Here is a 16,042-nt window from a genome sequence, read left to right as displayed (position 1 = left end):
TAGAAACAACCCCATTGGGCTTGGCGACGAAAACACGCCACTTGCCCCGGACAGGGTCAATGATGGTGTAGCCTCAACCCAAAGCTATGGAAAAGAATCCTCTGAGGATTCCGACGAGGGAAGAAAAAAGCCCGAAATTCTTAAAAAAACAACTTCATTCAACATTCCGGATCGTTCGCAATCTTTCGGCGATGTTCCAGGCCCGGCAGTGCCGGACCGTGGCCGCCGGGGTCAGGTGTTCCCAGGGGTGGTCGTCGATCATGGCCTGGCGGACTTCCGTGCCGCTGATGCCTTTCTGGTCCGGGGGAACGTCCCAAAGAACGTGGGTTCGCAGGCCCAGGGCCTGGAACTGGCTCAGTTTGTGGCGGCCCCAGTCGTCGCAGATGGAAAGCAGAAAGACCGCGTCCAGGGGAACGTAGTGGCGGTAGAGTTCGGGGTGGGTGATGGGCAGGGGGACGATGGTCGTCCGCGTCTGGTTGATGCCAGCTTCCAAGAGGACGTCGCGCAGAATGACCAAGCGCTCGTAATAGGTCAGGGGATTGGCCAGGGCGCTGGAACGCTTGCGGTCCGAAGCCGTATCGACGGTCAGGCTGGGGTCCGGGTTGGTGATGCCCACGATCAGGTGACGGCACAGCGCCTTGCCGACCAACAGGTATTTGAGGTGGTCGTTGTGGGGCACCTGGAATCGCCCGTGAATCACGCCGATGTCGTACATCTGAGCTTCCATGCGGATATTGGGTTAACTGACTGTTGAAAAAGTCCTTGTCTGACAGTCCGTTCAAAAATCCCAAGTGCAAGGAGCAAAAAAAGTTCAAGGTCGAAGCGTATTTATTCATACGTGAGAGTTTGAACTTTTTGCAGCGACGCAGCAATTGGGGGTTTTTCAACGGACTGGCAAGGGCTGGTAGTCTCCGGGCCAATACAGGCACTCATCCGGGGTGTCCCGGATCCCCTCCAGGCGGGCCATGTCCAGGTGATTCAGGGCCAGCCGAAGCAGTTCCCGCCCACGGACCCCGCCCAGGCATCCCGACGCGGCGTGGATCTCATCGAAGCGATCCACCATGTCCCGCCGGACCCCGTTTCCGTGGAACAGCAAGGGGACCGGCTCGCCGGAGTGAATCATGTTTCCGGAACTGGGGGTGGAGTGATCCGCGGTGACCACCACCAACAGGTCCGGATCTTTCAGCAAGGAATCCTCAACGTTCCCCAAAGCCTGATCCAGGGCTTCGATCACCGATTTCTTGAGCAGGGGATCCTTGGCATGGGCCGCCTCATCCGGGGCCTTGGTGTGCAGATGAATGAAGTCGTACCGGTCGAAAAGCCCAGGCACGGCGGCCAGATCATGGGCAAAGTCCGCCTGCAAATTGCCGGTGTCTCGCGGCGCTTGCCAATCCATGCCCAGATACCGGGCCAATCCGCGAAACACCGCGCCCGAAGCGATGCTCAGGCCGCGCAGGCCGAAACGTCGGGAAAACGGCTGCACCGGACACAATCTTCCCGCGCGCTGGGTGACCAGTCCCGTGACGGGCGGCAGCCCGGCCCCCCTGCGCCGGGCATTCAGCGGATGCTCCCGCAAGGTGCGCCAAACGTGCAGAAGGTAGGCCCGCAACACATTGGCCGTCCTCCGGGCCCGAACCTCATCGCTCTCCGCCCCATCCGTCCCATCTGGCCCATCCGGTCCTGCTCTCCTGGCATGTTTCGAGACCAAGGGCAGCACGTCCGACAGGAACCGGCCGTCGCGCATTGGCCCGGTGTCCGTGATGTCCGGAGAAACATCGCCGGAAAGCACCAGCACGCCGAACACGCCCTTGACCGGGACGTACCGAACCCGGATGCCGTCCTGTTCCCACATGTCCACCGCCCGAATCAGGGCGGCGACCTCCTCTTCCTCGACCTGGGGCACGTCCCGGACCAGAGCCAGGCAGCCGTCCCGCTCTTCCAGGGCCGCGAAGTGCGCCAGGATGGCGACTTCGTCCCGGGATAAATCCACCCCGGCACCCAAGGCTTCCAGGGGCCCTCGCCCGGGAAACTCCTTCCGATCATAACCGAATATTGCAAAATGCGCGGTTTCGCTGGGCAGAGCCTCGCCCAGGGTGCCGGCGTGGTACAGGCCGTTGGCACCGTTTCGGGCCAGGCGGTCCAGATGCGGCGTGTAGGAGGCCTGGAGCGGGGTTCGCCAATCCAGGACCTCATGGGAGCGATCCCCCAGTCCGTCCAGAACGATCAACAGGCATTTGTCGGGCATGGGCAACAAGAGGCGTGGTTTGAGTTCATGCGACGGGAAGCGGGAGGTTCGGATGGGTGCTGGTTTGAGCAGGCCGGAGAGGAGATGGCCGCCAGTTCCTTCAGGAGCAAGGCACGGGTGTCCTGAGCGTGCGCCGGGCTTTGCAATTCGATGGTCCACCAGGCGCACCCGGTTCGAGCGAGCTTGACGATGAACGGCCTGAACGGAGCGACGTCCTCGATGGGGTGATGGCCCTGGTCGTCTTCGCGACCGTAGATGTGAACCGCGAACAGCCGATCCGCGAAGATATCCACGAACCTTTCCGCGGGACAACGGCCGCTTAGCGCGGCTTCCGAGCCCAGGGCGTGACCGACGTCCAGGGTGATCATCGCCCCGGAGGCCTTGGCCCACCGCAGTACGTTCGCCGGATCGCTGGAAGGCCCGCGCCGCAGGTTCTCCAGGCAGACTTTGATGCCCAGCCCCCTTCCACATTCCACCAGCCGGGCCAGGTTCTCCACGAAGGTCGGCTCATGCGCCGGCTGATGCGGGTCAAGCCCGGTATGCACCGTGACCGCGGGCTCCCCCAGTCCGGACATGGCCCGCAGGGTGCGCACGTGCGCCTCCAGGGCCTGACCGGCCCGGACCGGATCGGCGTGTCCCAGTTCATGCTCGAAATATCTGGTGTGGTATCGGACGGAAAGACCGGCGGTCAAGAAAGGCCGAACCATTTCCGGAAGCCGGTCCAGCCGCTCCGGGTCCGGAGAAAACTCCACCGCCTCGGCCTGCTCGCTAACCCAGCGCAGCCTGGAAGCCGGGTCCGAGGCGTCCGCGGTAAAGGCCAAAGCCGGGAAATGGTTCATTGCGTATCCGTGCGTGTTCGCTCCATGCATGTCGTTTCCGAGGACAGGGCCTTGCGGATGGTTCAAAGGTTTCAAGGAGGCCAGGCGGAGAGAAGTACGCCCTGAACGTGGCCTCACGTATCCCGAAACAGCACGAATCAGCAAGAGGTTCCGCCTAAGGGTCAGTACAAAATTGTTCTCTGTGAAACTTCAAAAATCCCAGTATAGTAGTCGATTGAGTGTTCAGGGCGTGTCCCCGGGAAAGGCCGGCATCAGTCGAAATCGATACCGATCCGGAAAGCGCCCGAGGAATCGAAAACAAATCTGCCCTGGTATCCGCATCTCCACCTGTTGCATCTTATCCAGAATCATGTAAAGCGGCCAGACCGAAAGGTCGCTGGATAGGCTCCGGACACGGCCAAATGCTCTCGGCCGCCTCATTTTTCCCTCAGTATTTAATGCCCGTTCCGTGCGCTCCCCGGGGCGGGAATCATCACAGTCATCATCGTTGCGAGGTATCTTCATGCATCACTCTGATTTTGCCCCCTTGAAACTGTTCATCACCGGCCCCACGTATATTCGGGAAGAGGTGAAGCAGGCTGCCCTGCTGCCGGAATTCGGCCACCGCGACGCGGAGAACAATAAGCGGTTCGCCCCGATTATTGCCAATCTCAAGACCTTGGCCGGGCTGCCCGCCGACACGGATTACCAGGTTGTCATCTACAACGGTTCGGGCTCCACGGCCATGGAATCGTCCATCCGCTCGCTTGTCGCCGCGGACGACGTGGTCCTGAACGTATCCGTGGGCGCCTTTGGCGATCTGTATCACAAGATGGCCGTGGTCAACGGCAAGAAGGCCGAGCAACTCCGCTTCGAGCCGGGCCGGGCCATGGATTTGGCGGTCTTGGAACAACGCCTGCGGAAAACCAGCCCCCAGGTGGTGACCATCACCCACAACGAGACCTCCACCGGCGTGACCAACGACACCGTGGCGGCCTGCGCTCTGATCCGCGCCCACGGGGCGCTGCCCCTGGTGGACGGGGTATCCATTTTCGGCGGAGCGCCCAGCGAAATCAACGAGGCCCGGCCGACCATGTACTGCACCGCCACCCAGAAATCCCTGGGACTGCCCGCCGGTTTCGGGATCGCCTTCATCGGCCCTGATGCCTTTGCCAAGGCCGAAAAGGTGGAGTTCCGAGGCCATTCGTCGGACATCCTGGGCCAGCTTGGGCGCGCTTCCAAGGCCCAAACGCTGACCACCCCCAACGGCACCCTGGCCAACCAGATGTTCGTCCAACTCGATCATATCGTCCACCGCGAGGGCGTGCAAAACCGTTTCAACCGCCACATCAGGATGCGGGACATGGTGCATGCCTGGGTTGACGCACAGGACGGCTTCGAGCTGTTCGCCCAATCCGGGCACCGATCGCCCACCCTGACCGCGGTACGATGCCCCCTGGGCATGTCCCCCAAGGATCTGAAGGCGCTCAAGGAAACCATGCGCTCCAAGGGCTACCTGTTTGATCCCGGTTACGGCAAACTGAATGACTCCCTGGCGGCCGAGGGCAAGGCCGCCGTGTTCCGTATCGGGCACATGGGCGACATCACGCCGGAGATGCTCGAAACCTATCTGTACGACCTGCAAAATGCCTTACTCGGGAGGTAGCTGATGAAAATTCTGGCCAATGACGGATTGGCGGACGAGGCTCTCTACTATCTTTCGCAAGAAGGCTTCGAGGTGGATACGGTCAAACGCGACCCGGACCAACTCCTGGCGGACATCGCGGAATTTGACGCGCTCATCGTGCGCAGCGCCACAAAGGTCACTCGGCAGGTCATCGAGGTCGGCGCCGGAAACGGGGCCAAGCTGAAGATCGTCGGTCGCGGCGGCGTGGGCACGGACAATATCGACAAGGAAGCAGCCAGGGAATACGGCGTGATCGTCAAGTTCGCGCCCAACGGGAACACTAATGCAGCCGCGGAGCACGCCTTGGGACTGATGTTCGCCGTGGCCCGCAGGGTGCCCTTTGCCCACTGCTCCCTGAAGGCCGGGCACTGGTACAAGAAGGCGTTCATGGGCAGTGAACTGATGGGCAAAACCCTGGGCGTCATCGGTTGCGGCCGCATCGGCCAGGCTCTGGCGGTCAAGGCCAAGGCCCTGGGCATGCGCGTTATCGGGGTGGACGTCTATCACGCCATGGATTCCGAAGTGGAATATGTGGATACCAAGGCCGAACTGCTGGAAAGGTCCGACTTCGTCAGCCTGCATACCGGGGGCACGGACGTGGTTATCGGCGATGCCGAACTGTCCATGATGAAGCCCTCCGCCTATTTGATCAACGCCTCCCGGGGCAAAAACGTCTCTGAAAAAGCGCTCTACGACGCCTTGAAAAGCAACCGCATCGCCGGGGCGGCCCTGGACTGCTACGAGGTGGAGCCCAAGCGGGAGGGGGAGCCCTTTCTGAGCCGGCTGCGCGGACTGGAGAACATCATTTTCAGCGCCCACCTGGGCGCCAGCACCCGCAACGCGGTGCGCCGCACCAGCCTGGAAATCAGCGAGGTCGTGGTCAGCTATCTGCGCCGGGGCGACTTCCAGAGCTCGGTCAACGTCGGGGAAACCGTTGAGGAAGAGGGCAAACGCATCTACACGATCTTCATCACCCACGAGGACAAACCGGGCATGTTCGGGAAGATCGCCACCACCCTGGGCAACCTGGGCATCAATATCCGGGAGAACAATTCCCGCGAACTGAACAATCTGGTCCAAACCGTCTACATCATCCACCAGCCCCCCACCAACGAGCTTGCGGACGCGCTGCGAGCCATCGAAGGCATCAGGCGGGTCGCCTATTAACCTGCCCGGGGCGGTTCAACCGCTCCGGCCTGATGATTGAATGCCCCGCCTGCCGGAATACGAAGGGCATCTCCCCACAATTTCTCTATTTCGAACTCATGTCATCCCCGCCTCCTTTCACCATCTTCTCCCGCAATCTCCCGGCCCAGAAGCCGCCTCTCTCCGCTGATCATGGATGCCGACCAGGCATGCCGCCCCGCTCCTGATCATACCTCTTCGCCCCCGCGCCGACCCCGGTCGCCCTTGGCAAGAACCTGGCCAAGGTCTCTCACGCCCCCGCCTATCGAAACAGCCTCATATGATTGTTTTTACCTATTTGACATTATTCCCCGGAATCGGTTTAAGAATCAGCAAGAATAGAGGCTATCGAGATCATTATCTATTTTGCTACTAATTTTTCAAATCGGCGTACAGGAGACAACAAAAACACGGAACGTGTTACACAAGCACCTTCATTATCGCCGCGCGAACTCCATCACAAATGGTTCTCCCCACAACCCTCAACGCAAGGACAAAGAAAAGTTCAAAGTGTAAAAGCAGTTATTAGCACGTGAAAAATTGAACTTTTCAAAAAAAGCCTCACGGGTTTTGGCAGGTCCGGCTGATCCCGTACGGCTCGATATCGCAACAGGCCCTGGTTATGAACACTCTAAACGGAGGTGGGTTATGAAATTCAGTGTTGGCTTGGCCAGAGACGAAGCCGAAAAACGGCTCGCGTGTCGTGGCGTCAATCGTCGCGATTTCATGAAGTTCTGTGCCGCGGTGGCAGCGGCCATGGGCATGGAGGCCTCGTTCGCCAAACAAGTCGCGGCCGCGCTCACTGATCCGCGCCGCCCGTCCGTGGTGTATTTCCACTTCGCTGAATGCACCGGTTGCTCCATGGCCGTGGTGCGCACGGTCAATCCCTACATCGACGAACTGATCCTGGACACCATTTCCCTGGACTATCACGAAACCCTGATGGCCGCGGCCGGCGATCCGGCTGAAGCCGCCCTGGAGCAGGCCGTCACCTCGCCCCACGGGTTCATCGCCGTGGTGGAAGGCGCGATTCCGACCAAGGACAACGGCGTTTACGGCATGGTCGGCGGACACACCATGCTGGAAATGGCCCAAAAGTACCTGCCCCAGGCCCAGGCCGTCATCGCCATCGGCGCCTGCGCGACCTTCGGCGGCGTCCAGGCCGCGAACCCCAATCCCACGGAAGCCATGGGCGTGAACGAATTGATGGAACACCTCGGACTGCCGACCCGGGCCATCAACATCGCCGGCTGTCCCCCCAGTCCCTACAACTTCGTCGGGACCGTGGTGCATCTGCTGACCAAGGGCATGCCGGAGCTGGATCGCCTGAATCGCCCGAAATTGTTCTACGGCGAATCGGTCCATGAACTCTGTGAACGACTGGATCATTTCTTCAACTACGAGTTCGCTCCGTCCTTCGACTCCGAAGAGGCCAGAAAAGGCTGGTGTCTGTATGAGGTCGGCTGCAAGGGACCGGACACCTACAACAACTGTCCCAAGGTCAAGTTCAACGAAACCAACTGGCCCGTGCAGGCCGGTCATCCTTGCATCGGCTGCAGCGAGCCGAAGTTTTGGGATCAGCTCAGTCCGTTCTACAAACCGGTTTAGACGACTGTTGAAAAATCCTCGCTGGCTGCGTTGCGGCAAAAAGTTCAAACCCTCATGGATGACAAAATACACTTCGGCCTTGATTCGATTGCCAGGACGGCAAATCGAAAATGTGGCGCAGCCACAGCCCGCAGGGGCCGGACACAGGACGTGTCCGGATAGCTTTTATTGCGCCTTGCCTTCGAGGTTTTTGAACAGCCGGTGGAATCAGATTTTATCACTGACAGTTTCGACATCATGCGGAAAGACATTCCAACATTGCCAATAATTCGAAGGAGGAGAAATTATGTCTGGCTGTAAGCCCCAAGGTGCTCCGGTCATTCCGGTCACCCCGCAAAGCAACTATTCCGGACCCGTGGTTGTTGATCCGTTGACCAGGATCGAGGGTCACTTGCGTTTGGAAGTGGAAGTGGACAACGGCAAGGTCAAGAACGCCTGGTCCAGCTCCCAACTATACCGCGGCCTGGAAACCATTCTCAAGGGCCGCGATCCGCGCGACGCCCAGCACTTCACCCAACGGGCCTGCGGGGTCTGTCAGTACACCCACGCCCTGGCATCCGTCCGATGCCTGGATGATGCGGTGGGTGTGCAAATCCCTGAAAACGCCAGGCTGATCCGGAACATCGTTCTGGCCTCGCAGTTCATGGCTGACCATCTCATCCATTTCTACGTCCTGCACGCCCTGGACTGGGTGGATGTGACCAGCGCCCTGCGGGCCGATCCGATCAAGGCGGCCAAGATCGCCGGGAACATCTCCCCCCGCGCGACTTCCGCGGACGACCTTCGGGCGGTCCAGGACCGTTTGCAAACCTATGTTGACCAAGGCCAACTCGGCATCTTTTCCAACGCCGATTTCCTGGGAGGCCACCCGGCCTACTATCTCCCGCCGGTGGTCAACCTGATCGCCACGGCCCACTACCTGGAAGCCCTGCGCCTGCAGATCAAGGCGTCCCGGGCCATGGCCGTGTTCGGCGGCAAGGTGCCGCACACGCAGTTCACCATCAGCGGCGGCGTGACCTGCTACGACGCCCTGCGGCCCGAGCGGCTTGAAGAATATCGCGGCCTGTACAAGGAAACCCAGAAATTCATCGAGGAAGTCTACATCCCCGACGTGCTGGCAGTGGCCTCCTATTACAAGGATTGGGCCGGCATCGGCGGATGCACCAACTACCTGGCTTTTGGCGAGTTTCCAAAGGTGGAGAAGGACATCAACAGCCGCTGGTATCCCCAGGGCGTGATCATGAATCGCGACTTGGCCAATGTGCAAGACTTCGATCCCGCGGCCATTTACGAGCACGTGGCCGCAAGCTGGTACGAAGGCGACGAGGCCCGCCATCCCTACGAGGGCGTGACCGCGCCCAAATACACCAGCATTGACGACAAGCAGCGCTATTCATGGTCAAAAGCGCCCAGGTACAAAGACGAACCGACAGAAGTTGGTCCACTGGCTTCCGTCCTGGTGGCCTATGCCAAGGGGCATCCAGAGGTGAAAGCCGCCGTGGATCTGGTGCTGAACCACCTCGGAGTCGGTCCTGAAGCCCTGCACTCCACCCTGGGGCGAACCGCGGCAAGGGCCATCAAGGCCTTGACCATTGCCCAGAAGAACGAGGATTGGCTGAACGAGCTGGAGGAAAACATCAAGCGCGGAGACACCAAAATCGCCGAGAATCATGAGATGCCCGACGAAGCCGAAGGCGTCGGATTCGCCGACGTCTCTCGCGGAGCGCTGAGCCACTGGATCAAGATCAAGAACGGCAAGATCGAGAACTTCCAACTGGTGGTGCCCTCCACCTGGAACCTGGGGCCGCGTTGCGCGGCCGGTAAGCTGGGCCCGGTGGAAGAAGCGCTGATCAACACTCCCATCGCCGATCCCAAGCGCCCCGTGGAACTGCTGCGCACCGTCCACTCCTTCGACCCCTGCATCGCCTGCGGCGTCCACGTCATCGACTCCAAGACCAACCAGGTCCACGAGTTCAAAATCCTCTAATCCTCGTCCTGCCGGAACGCCCACCGGAAAGGAAAGCGCTCGGCGAGAGCCAGGTGAGCATGTCACGGAGAGCGAAGCGGCCTTAGTGGTCCTTCGCTCTCCGTTTTTGGGAAGTCTCAACGGGAGCCGTAACCAGCCACGATGCCGGGATAATTCCCGGAAATGCCATTGATTGAAGCCGCGCGGCGGCGCGTCCGACGACCGATTGGAGCCGTCTGTCGAAGAAGCTGGGACTCACCCGAGGCACTTGGCTGATAGCCAATGCGAGACACTCGGATAAAATTGCGTACAAAAAAAGGCACGCCCAAAGCCGTGCCTTGTTGCCGTCCTCTACCAGGAGCGACAGAAGCTGATTTTGGAGCGGATACGTCTCATCCCGTCAACAGGACGAGCACCCTCCCCCGCAACCACCTCCTCCGCCACCCACGGGCACCTCGGAGGAGACGGCGAATCCGTACGGCGTCATGTCGATCTTGATAGCCCCGGCATTCTGGCTCAATTCCTTGTCCACGACAAAGGTATAGCCACTAATTTCCTGCACCAGGTCCGTCTCCTGCTCCGTGTCCAATGCCAAAGAGAGCCGCTCTCCCCCGCATCCGGCTGCAAGATGGACCCGGATCGGGGATTGCGCCTTGCCTTGAAAGTGATTGTCCAGTTGTTCCTTCACGGAAGGGGTGATTTCAATCATGTTTCGTATTCCTCTTGGGTTAAGTGTTTGCTTTTGTAACGACGTGCATTTCATTCGTAAAAAACAAGAACACGAAAAGTCAAATAGCTTCCCTGTATTGTGTTGCCACAAAAGCATTCGCCGTTCCAATTGAGCAGGCCGACGTGAAAAACTTCACCGGCATATTCTCCATACATGCCAGATGATATTTGAAACCGGACCCGTTTCCGTTGTGTCGCGGTCCGTACATCGAAAAAAGCAATCGCCTGAAGAAATATCCATCCGTCTATTAAATTAGACACAAAACTCGAAGATGCTGTAAAAGAAAACGGTTCCGTGAACACAAGACCGTTTCCGCCGAAACACTGACACCAAATGCCCGGAGGTTCTCCATGGCCGTTATTATTGTCGACCCTGCGCAGTTTTCCAAGAAAACAGCCAAAATGCTCAAATCCGGGGGCAAGGCCGAAGGCGCGGCCCGGCAGGCCCGGACAATTATCCAGGATCTGGCCGACAGCGGTCGTTTGGATCCCATTGTTGCCCGCAAGTTGACCACCAACGGCGAGGCCAGAATGGAAAACTGCTGGAAGTTCAACCTCGCCGGCGGGCATCGGCTGGTCCTGGCCAAGCATGAGGGCGACTTCGTCTTCCTGTTCCTGGGTACCCACGATGAAACCGACACCTGGATCAAGAATAACACGGGAATCAAACTGGATGTCTCCGGAGGGGAGATCATTCCCGGAACCGCATCTGGGCCAAGCGATTCTCGGGGCGCGCCCGACGAGTCCGACATGTCAACAACGCTTGGCCCTTCATCCGATGACGACGACTACTATGACCGCCCCCTCCATGAACTCATCGACCAGAACATGCTTCGGGAAATTTTTCGCGGACTGTGCGATGCTCCCGGTCTGAAAGTCAGAAACGAATCTCCAGGCTAATGGGGCAGACTCGGGTTGCCCCGGAAACATCTTGGCGAACCGAGGGTGTAGCAGCGCACTGATTGGTCTGCGACCAAGAGCCACTCTGGGAACGCCAAAGCAGTGTTTACTTCGTTGCAAAACAGATAATCCGTCAGGGTTTCCGATCTCGCAGGTCGTGAAACCAGAAAGGGCCATGCACGAACCCGGCGGGTTCATACATGGCCCTTGTGTTAATCCGCCTTTGTCGTGTTTTGCGCTTTATCCAAACAGATGCCGGACGGGCGAGGCCACGGCGGCCAGCACCCTTTTCCGGCTCAGCGTTCCAGGAACGTCCGCCTCGGCCATGGCATAGCCGTGATACTTGCGGGGGGTTTCTTCGCACAGATAGACGACCCGTGTATCCTCCGGATCAACCAGCACGGCTTTTGGTCGGTAGGCCCGTACTTCGGCCAGACGCTTCTTGGCCAATTCCAGCATTTCCTCACGGTCCCCAAAATGCATCGTCCCGGTGGGACAGGACAGTACGCAAGCAGGCAACAGCCCGTTCTGCACCCGATCCAGACACATGTCGCACTTGGCCTGCACCTTGGTATCATCCCAGCGGGGAATATCGTAGGGGCAGGACGTCCGGATCTCCTCGCCGTCCAGATCCCTGGTGCGTTCCGTGAAAAGGATCGCGCCGGTTTCCGGATCGTGCAGGATGGCCGTGTCGTCATACATGTCGCCAACCATCTTGCACGGCGGATGCACGCAATGTCGGCACTGGTCCGGAAAGAAGAACCAGTGCTTGAACTCCCCGTTCTCCTCCACTTCAGAGAACCGGACCAACTTCAACGTGTTGAAGGACAGATCCTTGGGGTTCTGGAACGAGCCCCAGTTTTTGGTTTCCTCGGCGGGCAGCTTCTTCCATTGCTTGCAGGCCACCTGGCAGCCCCGACAGGCCGTGCACTTGGTCAGATCGATGAAAAACGTTTTTCCTTGCATGACTCAGTTTCCTCCTATCTGAGTGTTGAAAAAGTCCTATTTCGGCTGGCCGTTCAAAAATCCCAAGTGCAAGGAGCAAAAAAAGCTCAAGGTCGAAGCGTATTTATTGATGCGTGAGAGTTTGAGCTTTTTGCAGTGACGCAGCAATTGGGAAATTCAACGGCCTGCTATGCTTTGCGGATATTGACCATGAATGCCTTGGTCTCCGGAATACCGGTGTTCGGATCGCCCACGGCAGGAGTCAGCAGGTTCGCCGCGTCCCCGCCGTCCTTGGGATGCACCCAACCGTAGTGCCAAGGCACGCCGACCATGTGCAGGCTCTGCCCCATGACCTTGTAGGGTTTCAGCCGGGGGGTGACGATGGCCACGCACTCCACCTGGCCGCGGATGCTCTCCACGATCACCTTCTCCCCGTTGGCGATGCCCCGGAGCTTGGCCAGTTCCGGATCGATCTCCGCGAACATCTGGGGCTGACACTCCAAAAGCCAGGGAGTCCAGCGGGTCATGACCCCGGTCTGCCAATGCTCGGTGACGCGATACGTTGTGCCCACGAAGGGGTAGCGCGGATCACAAACCGCCCGCTTGTCCAGCGGCCCGGAAAAATGCAGGGCCGTGGGGTTGTGCAGCTGACTGGAGAAGAGCTGGGTCTCGAAGGGGCATTCCAAGGGTTCGTAGTGTTCAGGGAACGGTCCATCCACCAGACCCGGGCCAAAAAGACGACCGAAGCCCTCGGTGGTCATGATGAAGGGGTGTCTCTCCGAAGGTGCCCAGGGGCCGTCGGGCACGTCTCCGATCCACTTGCCCTGCTCCCATTTGATGACCGCTTTTTGCGGGGCAAATGGCATCCCCTGCTGGTCCACGGAAGCCCGATTGTACAGGACCCGTCGGTTGACCGGCCAGGCCCAGGCCCAGTTGGGGAACAGACCGATGTTGGCCTGCATCTCGGTCTGGGTCTTGTCGCGGCGGGCCATCAGGTTTCCGGCCTCGGTGAAGGACCCGCAGTACAGCCAGTTGGCGCAGGCCGTGGAGCCGTCGTCCTGGAGCAGCGCGAAGCCGGGTACCTGGGTCCCGGCCTTGTAGGTCGCGTCACCGATCTTCTTGTCGGTGAGGAAGTAGCCGTTGTGCAGCTTGGCCATCTTGACCGGATCGAACTTGCCGTCCGTGACCACGGCGTCCAGGGTAAAGCCGTCCACGGGATCGGGAAATGCGCCCCCTTCTTCCTGGTAGAGTTCCTTGAGCCGCTTGATCAGCATGACCATCATGTCCCCGTCGGGCTTGCTCTCTCCCAACGGCTCGGGGCCGGCGTAACGCCACTGAGCCCAGCGCCCGGAATTGGTGATGGAACCTTCCTTCTCATAGAACACCGCGGCCGGGAGCATGAAGACTTCGGTCTTGACCTTGGAGGGGTCCATGCCCGGGCCGTGCCAGAAGGAGCCTGTCTCGTTCTGGAAGATGTTCACGTTGACCAGCCAGTCCAGCTTGGTCATGGCCTCCCTGGTCTTGTTGGAATGCGCCCCGCTGACGGCCGGGTTCATGCCCCAGGCGAACAGGCCCTTGAACTTGCCTTGCAGCATGTGGTCGAACATCACCAGCCAGGAACAGTCCTGGCCCACGTCCAACCGGGGCATGTAGTTGTAGCTCTCCTCGGGCGCCTTGTCCGGATACATGGCCTTGAGCAGGCTGGCGATGTACTTGGGCCGGTTCTGCCACCAGTTGGCGCTCTTGGGATCGTGACTGACGGGAGTGTTGGCCTTGTTGTAATCGGCCAGCGTGGGCCAGACCGCCCGGGGAGCGGGATTGTAGGCCGGGATGATATGATAAAGCAGGGCGCTGTCCGTGGAGCCCTGGACATTGGCCTCGCCGCGCAGGGCGTTCACTCCGCCACCGGCGTTGCCCACGTTGCCCAGAAGGAGCTGGATCATGGCCATGGTTCGAATCAACTGGACCGCGATGGTGTGCTGTGTCCAGCCCATGGCGTAGGTGTTGGTCCCGGACTTGTCCGGCTTCCCCGTGGCCGAGTAGGCCTTGTAGACTTCAAGAAGCTTGTCCTTGGGCGTACCGGTGGTCTCGGAGACCCGGTCCAGGGTGTAGCGGTCGAAATGCTTCCCGAGCAGTTGAAAGACGCAGTTCTTATCCTTCAAAGACAAATCGCGCTTGGGCACCCCCTTGTCGTCCAACTGATAGGTCCAGGTGGACTTGTCGTAAGCGTTTTTCTCCGGATCCCAGCCTGAAAACAGCCCGTCCGTAAAGCCGAATTTTGGGTTAACCAGAAAAGCGGCATTTGTGTAATTGGTGACATAGTCCTTGAAATACAGGTTATTGTCCAAAATATACTTGATCATCCCCCCCAGAAAGGGAATGTCCGTACCGGAGCGCATTGGGGCATAGATGTCGGCTTTGCTGGAGGTCCGGTTGAAGCGCGGGTCCACGCTGATCAACGTCGCGCCCCGCTCCTTGGCCTTCATGATCCATTTGAAGGAAACCGGATGACATTCCGCCGGATTCCCGCCCATCATCAGGATGCAATCGCTGTTCATCAGGTCGTTGTAATGATTGGTCATGGCCCCGCGACCAAAGGACTCGGCCAGGGACGGTACGCTGGAGCTGTGGCACAATCTGGCCTGGTGCTCGATGTACACCAGCCCCAGGCTACGCATCAGACCCTGGAGGTACCAGCACTCCTCGGTATCCAGAGCCGCTGACCCCACATGGGCGATCCCGTCCGCACGGTTGACCACCTGCCCCTGGGCATTGGTCGTCACGAAGGTCTGATCCCTGGCCTCCTTGACCTTACGGGCGATCCGATCAATGGCCCAATCCCACGTTTTTTCCTCCCACTTGTCGCCGTAGGGCGCGCGGTAGAGCACCTTGGTCACCCGGTTCTCGTTCTCGGCCAGTTGATAGACCGAGGCCCCCTTGGCGCACAGCGATCCCTCGCTGATGGGATGATCCGGATCCCCTTCCACGTTGACGGTCCGCCCTTTCCCGCCAAGGGCCGTGTGGACGATCAGGCCACAGCCCACGGAACAGTAGCAACAGACCGAGGTTGTCTCCTTGGCGTCCCGCAATTTCGATAATTCAGCCTTGGCCACGGCAGGCCTGAGATTGAATCCCAGTCCGCCGAAAGCCAGGGCCGAACCGGTTACGGCCGAAAACTTGAGGAAGTTTCTGCGGTTGATCTGCATGACGACTCCTTGAGTTGAAGGTGAGGCGGCAAGAAGTGCTTGCCGAGGATATATTTGCTCGCTCTCCGACGGACTGACCGCGGAGTTCGATGCGTAAGATGGCTGGTTGGCGGACGTACGCCCGGGAAAGAGGCCGAAAGCAAAAGTATGCGGCGATTGACGAGGCCCAACCCAAGCGCGGAGTTCAGAAAAGACCGAGGGCGGGTGATCAGCCGCTCAGATCGTCGCGGAAAGCCAAACGAAGATTCAGCTCGAAAAACAAAGGGATGGAAAATCTGCGGGGAACCAACTCTTGAAAGAGATGGCAGATGAAAAGCAGGAGATGGCAGGGAGTCGGGGAGCGAAAGATGATATGCTGGACCAAAGGCGGAGACGACGGAGAAAAGAGCGAGCAGGATTGTCGGTCGATCAAGGGTAGTCGGCCTGAGAGGTCGTAAGCGACCATGATGAAGATGCAATGGCTGTAAGATCACGCAACAATTCCGTATTGTTCAAGTGCGACAAAGCCCATCCGGCTTCGACTCCTGAATCAAGGCGAACTCGCCTCAACAAGGAGAAAGTTCAGATGTATCGGAAAAGGTGCGGCATGACGTACGGCTCTCTCAGTTCAGAGTCTGTTGGGATGGATTGTTCTGATGATGACGCAAAAAGCACATCAACAATATAGTTCAGCTATGTAAATTTTTCCTGAACAGGTCAACATTTTTTTCTATTCTTTAAACTTTGACACAAAATTTATACCTATATATTTTT

The 16,042-nt window shown here is 59.0% G+C and carries 11 protein-coding genes; 5 read left to right on the top strand and 6 right to left on the bottom strand.

Features of this window, described 5'->3' with window-relative positions:
* Positions 1-154: 154 nt before the first annotated feature.
* The 3 genes from C6366_RS05940 to C6366_RS05930 form a co-directional block, all read right to left on the bottom strand.
* On the bottom strand, positions 155-715 hold the full coding sequence (locus C6366_RS05940; RefSeq protein ID WP_107736427.1) for a nicotinate-nucleotide adenylyltransferase: 561 nt from the start codon (positions 713-715) through the stop codon (positions 155-157).
* Between the two features lie 168 nt (positions 716-883).
* Positions 884-2,245, bottom strand: a complete 1,362-nt coding sequence (locus C6366_RS05935; protein WP_107736426.1) for an alkaline phosphatase family protein — start codon at positions 2,243-2,245, stop codon at positions 884-886.
* A complete protein-coding gene (locus C6366_RS05930) occupies positions 2,224-3,084 on the bottom strand; it encodes a sugar phosphate isomerase/epimerase (RefSeq protein ID WP_158269668.1) in 861 nt (286 codons plus the stop codon). Before C6366_RS05930 ends, C6366_RS05935 begins: the two co-directional genes overlap by 22 nt.
* A 502-nt stretch (positions 3,085-3,586) precedes the next feature.
* On the opposite strand from C6366_RS05930, the gene C6366_RS05925 reads away from it, so the two are divergent.
* The 4 genes from C6366_RS05925 to C6366_RS05910 all read left to right on the top strand — a co-directional run bounded on the left by C6366_RS05925 (position 3,587) and on the right by C6366_RS05910 (position 9,530).
* Positions 3,587-4,729 carry an alanine--glyoxylate aminotransferase family protein gene (locus C6366_RS05925; protein WP_107736424.1) on the top strand — a complete coding sequence of 381 codons (1,143 nt, stop codon included), beginning with the start codon at positions 3,587-3,589 and terminating at the stop codon, positions 4,727-4,729.
* Between the two features lie 3 nt (positions 4,730-4,732).
* Positions 4,733-5,917, top strand: a complete 1,185-nt coding sequence (locus tag C6366_RS05920; protein WP_107736423.1) for an NAD(P)-dependent oxidoreductase — start codon at positions 4,733-4,735, stop codon at positions 5,915-5,917.
* 666 nt (positions 5,918-6,583) lie between these two features.
* Complete coding sequence (locus C6366_RS05915; RefSeq protein ID WP_107736422.1) at positions 6,584-7,543, top strand: hydrogenase small subunit; 960 nt, start codon at positions 6,584-6,586, stop codon at positions 7,541-7,543.
* A gap of 286 nt (positions 7,544-7,829) precedes the next feature.
* On the top strand, positions 7,830-9,530 hold the full coding sequence (locus C6366_RS05910) for a nickel-dependent hydrogenase large subunit (RefSeq protein ID WP_107736421.1): 1,701 nt from the start codon (positions 7,830-7,832) through the stop codon (positions 9,528-9,530).
* A gap of 379 nt (positions 9,531-9,909) precedes the next feature.
* On the opposite strand, the gene C6366_RS05905 is transcribed toward C6366_RS05910, so the two are convergent.
* Positions 9,910-10,218: an IscA/HesB family protein gene (locus C6366_RS05905; protein WP_107736420.1), complete on the bottom strand. Its 309-nt coding sequence runs from the start codon at positions 10,216-10,218 to the stop codon at positions 9,910-9,912.
* A gap of 371 nt (positions 10,219-10,589) precedes the next feature.
* Between C6366_RS05905 and C6366_RS05900 the strand changes: the two genes are divergently transcribed.
* Positions 10,590-11,138 (top strand): hypothetical protein, encoded by a 549-nt coding sequence (locus C6366_RS05900; protein WP_107736419.1) that lies wholly within the window; start codon positions 10,590-10,592, stop codon positions 11,136-11,138.
* 240 nt (positions 11,139-11,378) lie between these two features.
* Here C6366_RS05900 and C6366_RS05895 read toward each other — a convergent pair whose 3' ends face one another.
* Both C6366_RS05895 and fdnG read right to left on the bottom strand, forming a co-directional pair.
* Positions 11,379-12,104 (bottom strand): 4Fe-4S dicluster domain-containing protein, encoded by a 726-nt coding sequence (locus C6366_RS05895; RefSeq protein ID WP_107736418.1) that lies wholly within the window; start codon positions 12,102-12,104, stop codon positions 11,379-11,381.
* A 167-nt stretch (positions 12,105-12,271) separates the two neighbouring features.
* Positions 12,272-15,289, bottom strand: coding sequence for a formate dehydrogenase-N subunit alpha (gene fdnG / locus C6366_RS05890; protein WP_107736417.1), 3,018 nt, complete (start codon positions 15,287-15,289; stop codon positions 12,272-12,274).
* Positions 15,290-16,042: the final 753 nt, after the last annotated feature.

The sequence above is a fragment of the Desulfonatronum sp. SC1 genome, assembly GCF_003046795.1.
Taxonomy (GTDB): Bacteria; Desulfobacterota; Desulfovibrionia; order Desulfovibrionales; family Desulfonatronaceae; genus Desulfonatronum.
This window is presented reverse-complemented; position numbering and strand designations above follow the sequence as displayed.

Bases quoted from the DNA above. Each gene is read 5' to 3' on its own strand.
- C6366_RS05940 (WP_107736427.1), bottom strand. From the start codon at position 715: ATGTACGACATCGGCGTGATTCACGGGCGATTCCAGGTGCCCCACAAC.
- C6366_RS05935 (WP_107736426.1), bottom strand. From the start codon at position 2,245: ATGCCCGACAAATGCCTGTTGATCGTTCTGGACGGACTGGGGGATCGC.
- C6366_RS05930 (WP_158269668.1), bottom strand. From the start codon at position 3,084: ATGAACCATTTCCCGGCTTTGGCCTTTACCGCGGACGCCTCGGACCCG.
- C6366_RS05925 (WP_107736424.1), top strand. From the start codon at position 3,587: ATGCATCACTCTGATTTTGCCCCCTTGAAACTGTTCATCACCGGCCCC.
- C6366_RS05920 (WP_107736423.1), top strand. From the start codon at position 4,733: ATGAAAATTCTGGCCAATGACGGATTGGCGGACGAGGCTCTCTACTAT.
- C6366_RS05915 (WP_107736422.1), top strand. From the start codon at position 6,584: ATGAAATTCAGTGTTGGCTTGGCCAGAGACGAAGCCGAAAAACGGCTC.
- C6366_RS05910 (WP_107736421.1), top strand. From the start codon at position 7,830: ATGTCTGGCTGTAAGCCCCAAGGTGCTCCGGTCATTCCGGTCACCCCG.
- C6366_RS05905 (WP_107736420.1), bottom strand. From the start codon at position 10,218: ATGATTGAAATCACCCCTTCCGTGAAGGAACAACTGGACAATCACTTT.
- C6366_RS05900 (WP_107736419.1), top strand. From the start codon at position 10,590: ATGGCCGTTATTATTGTCGACCCTGCGCAGTTTTCCAAGAAAACAGCC.
- C6366_RS05895 (WP_107736418.1), bottom strand. From the start codon at position 12,104: ATGCAAGGAAAAACGTTTTTCATCGATCTGACCAAGTGCACGGCCTGT.
- fdnG (WP_107736417.1), bottom strand. From the start codon at position 15,289: ATGCAGATCAACCGCAGAAACTTCCTCAAGTTTTCGGCCGTAACCGGT.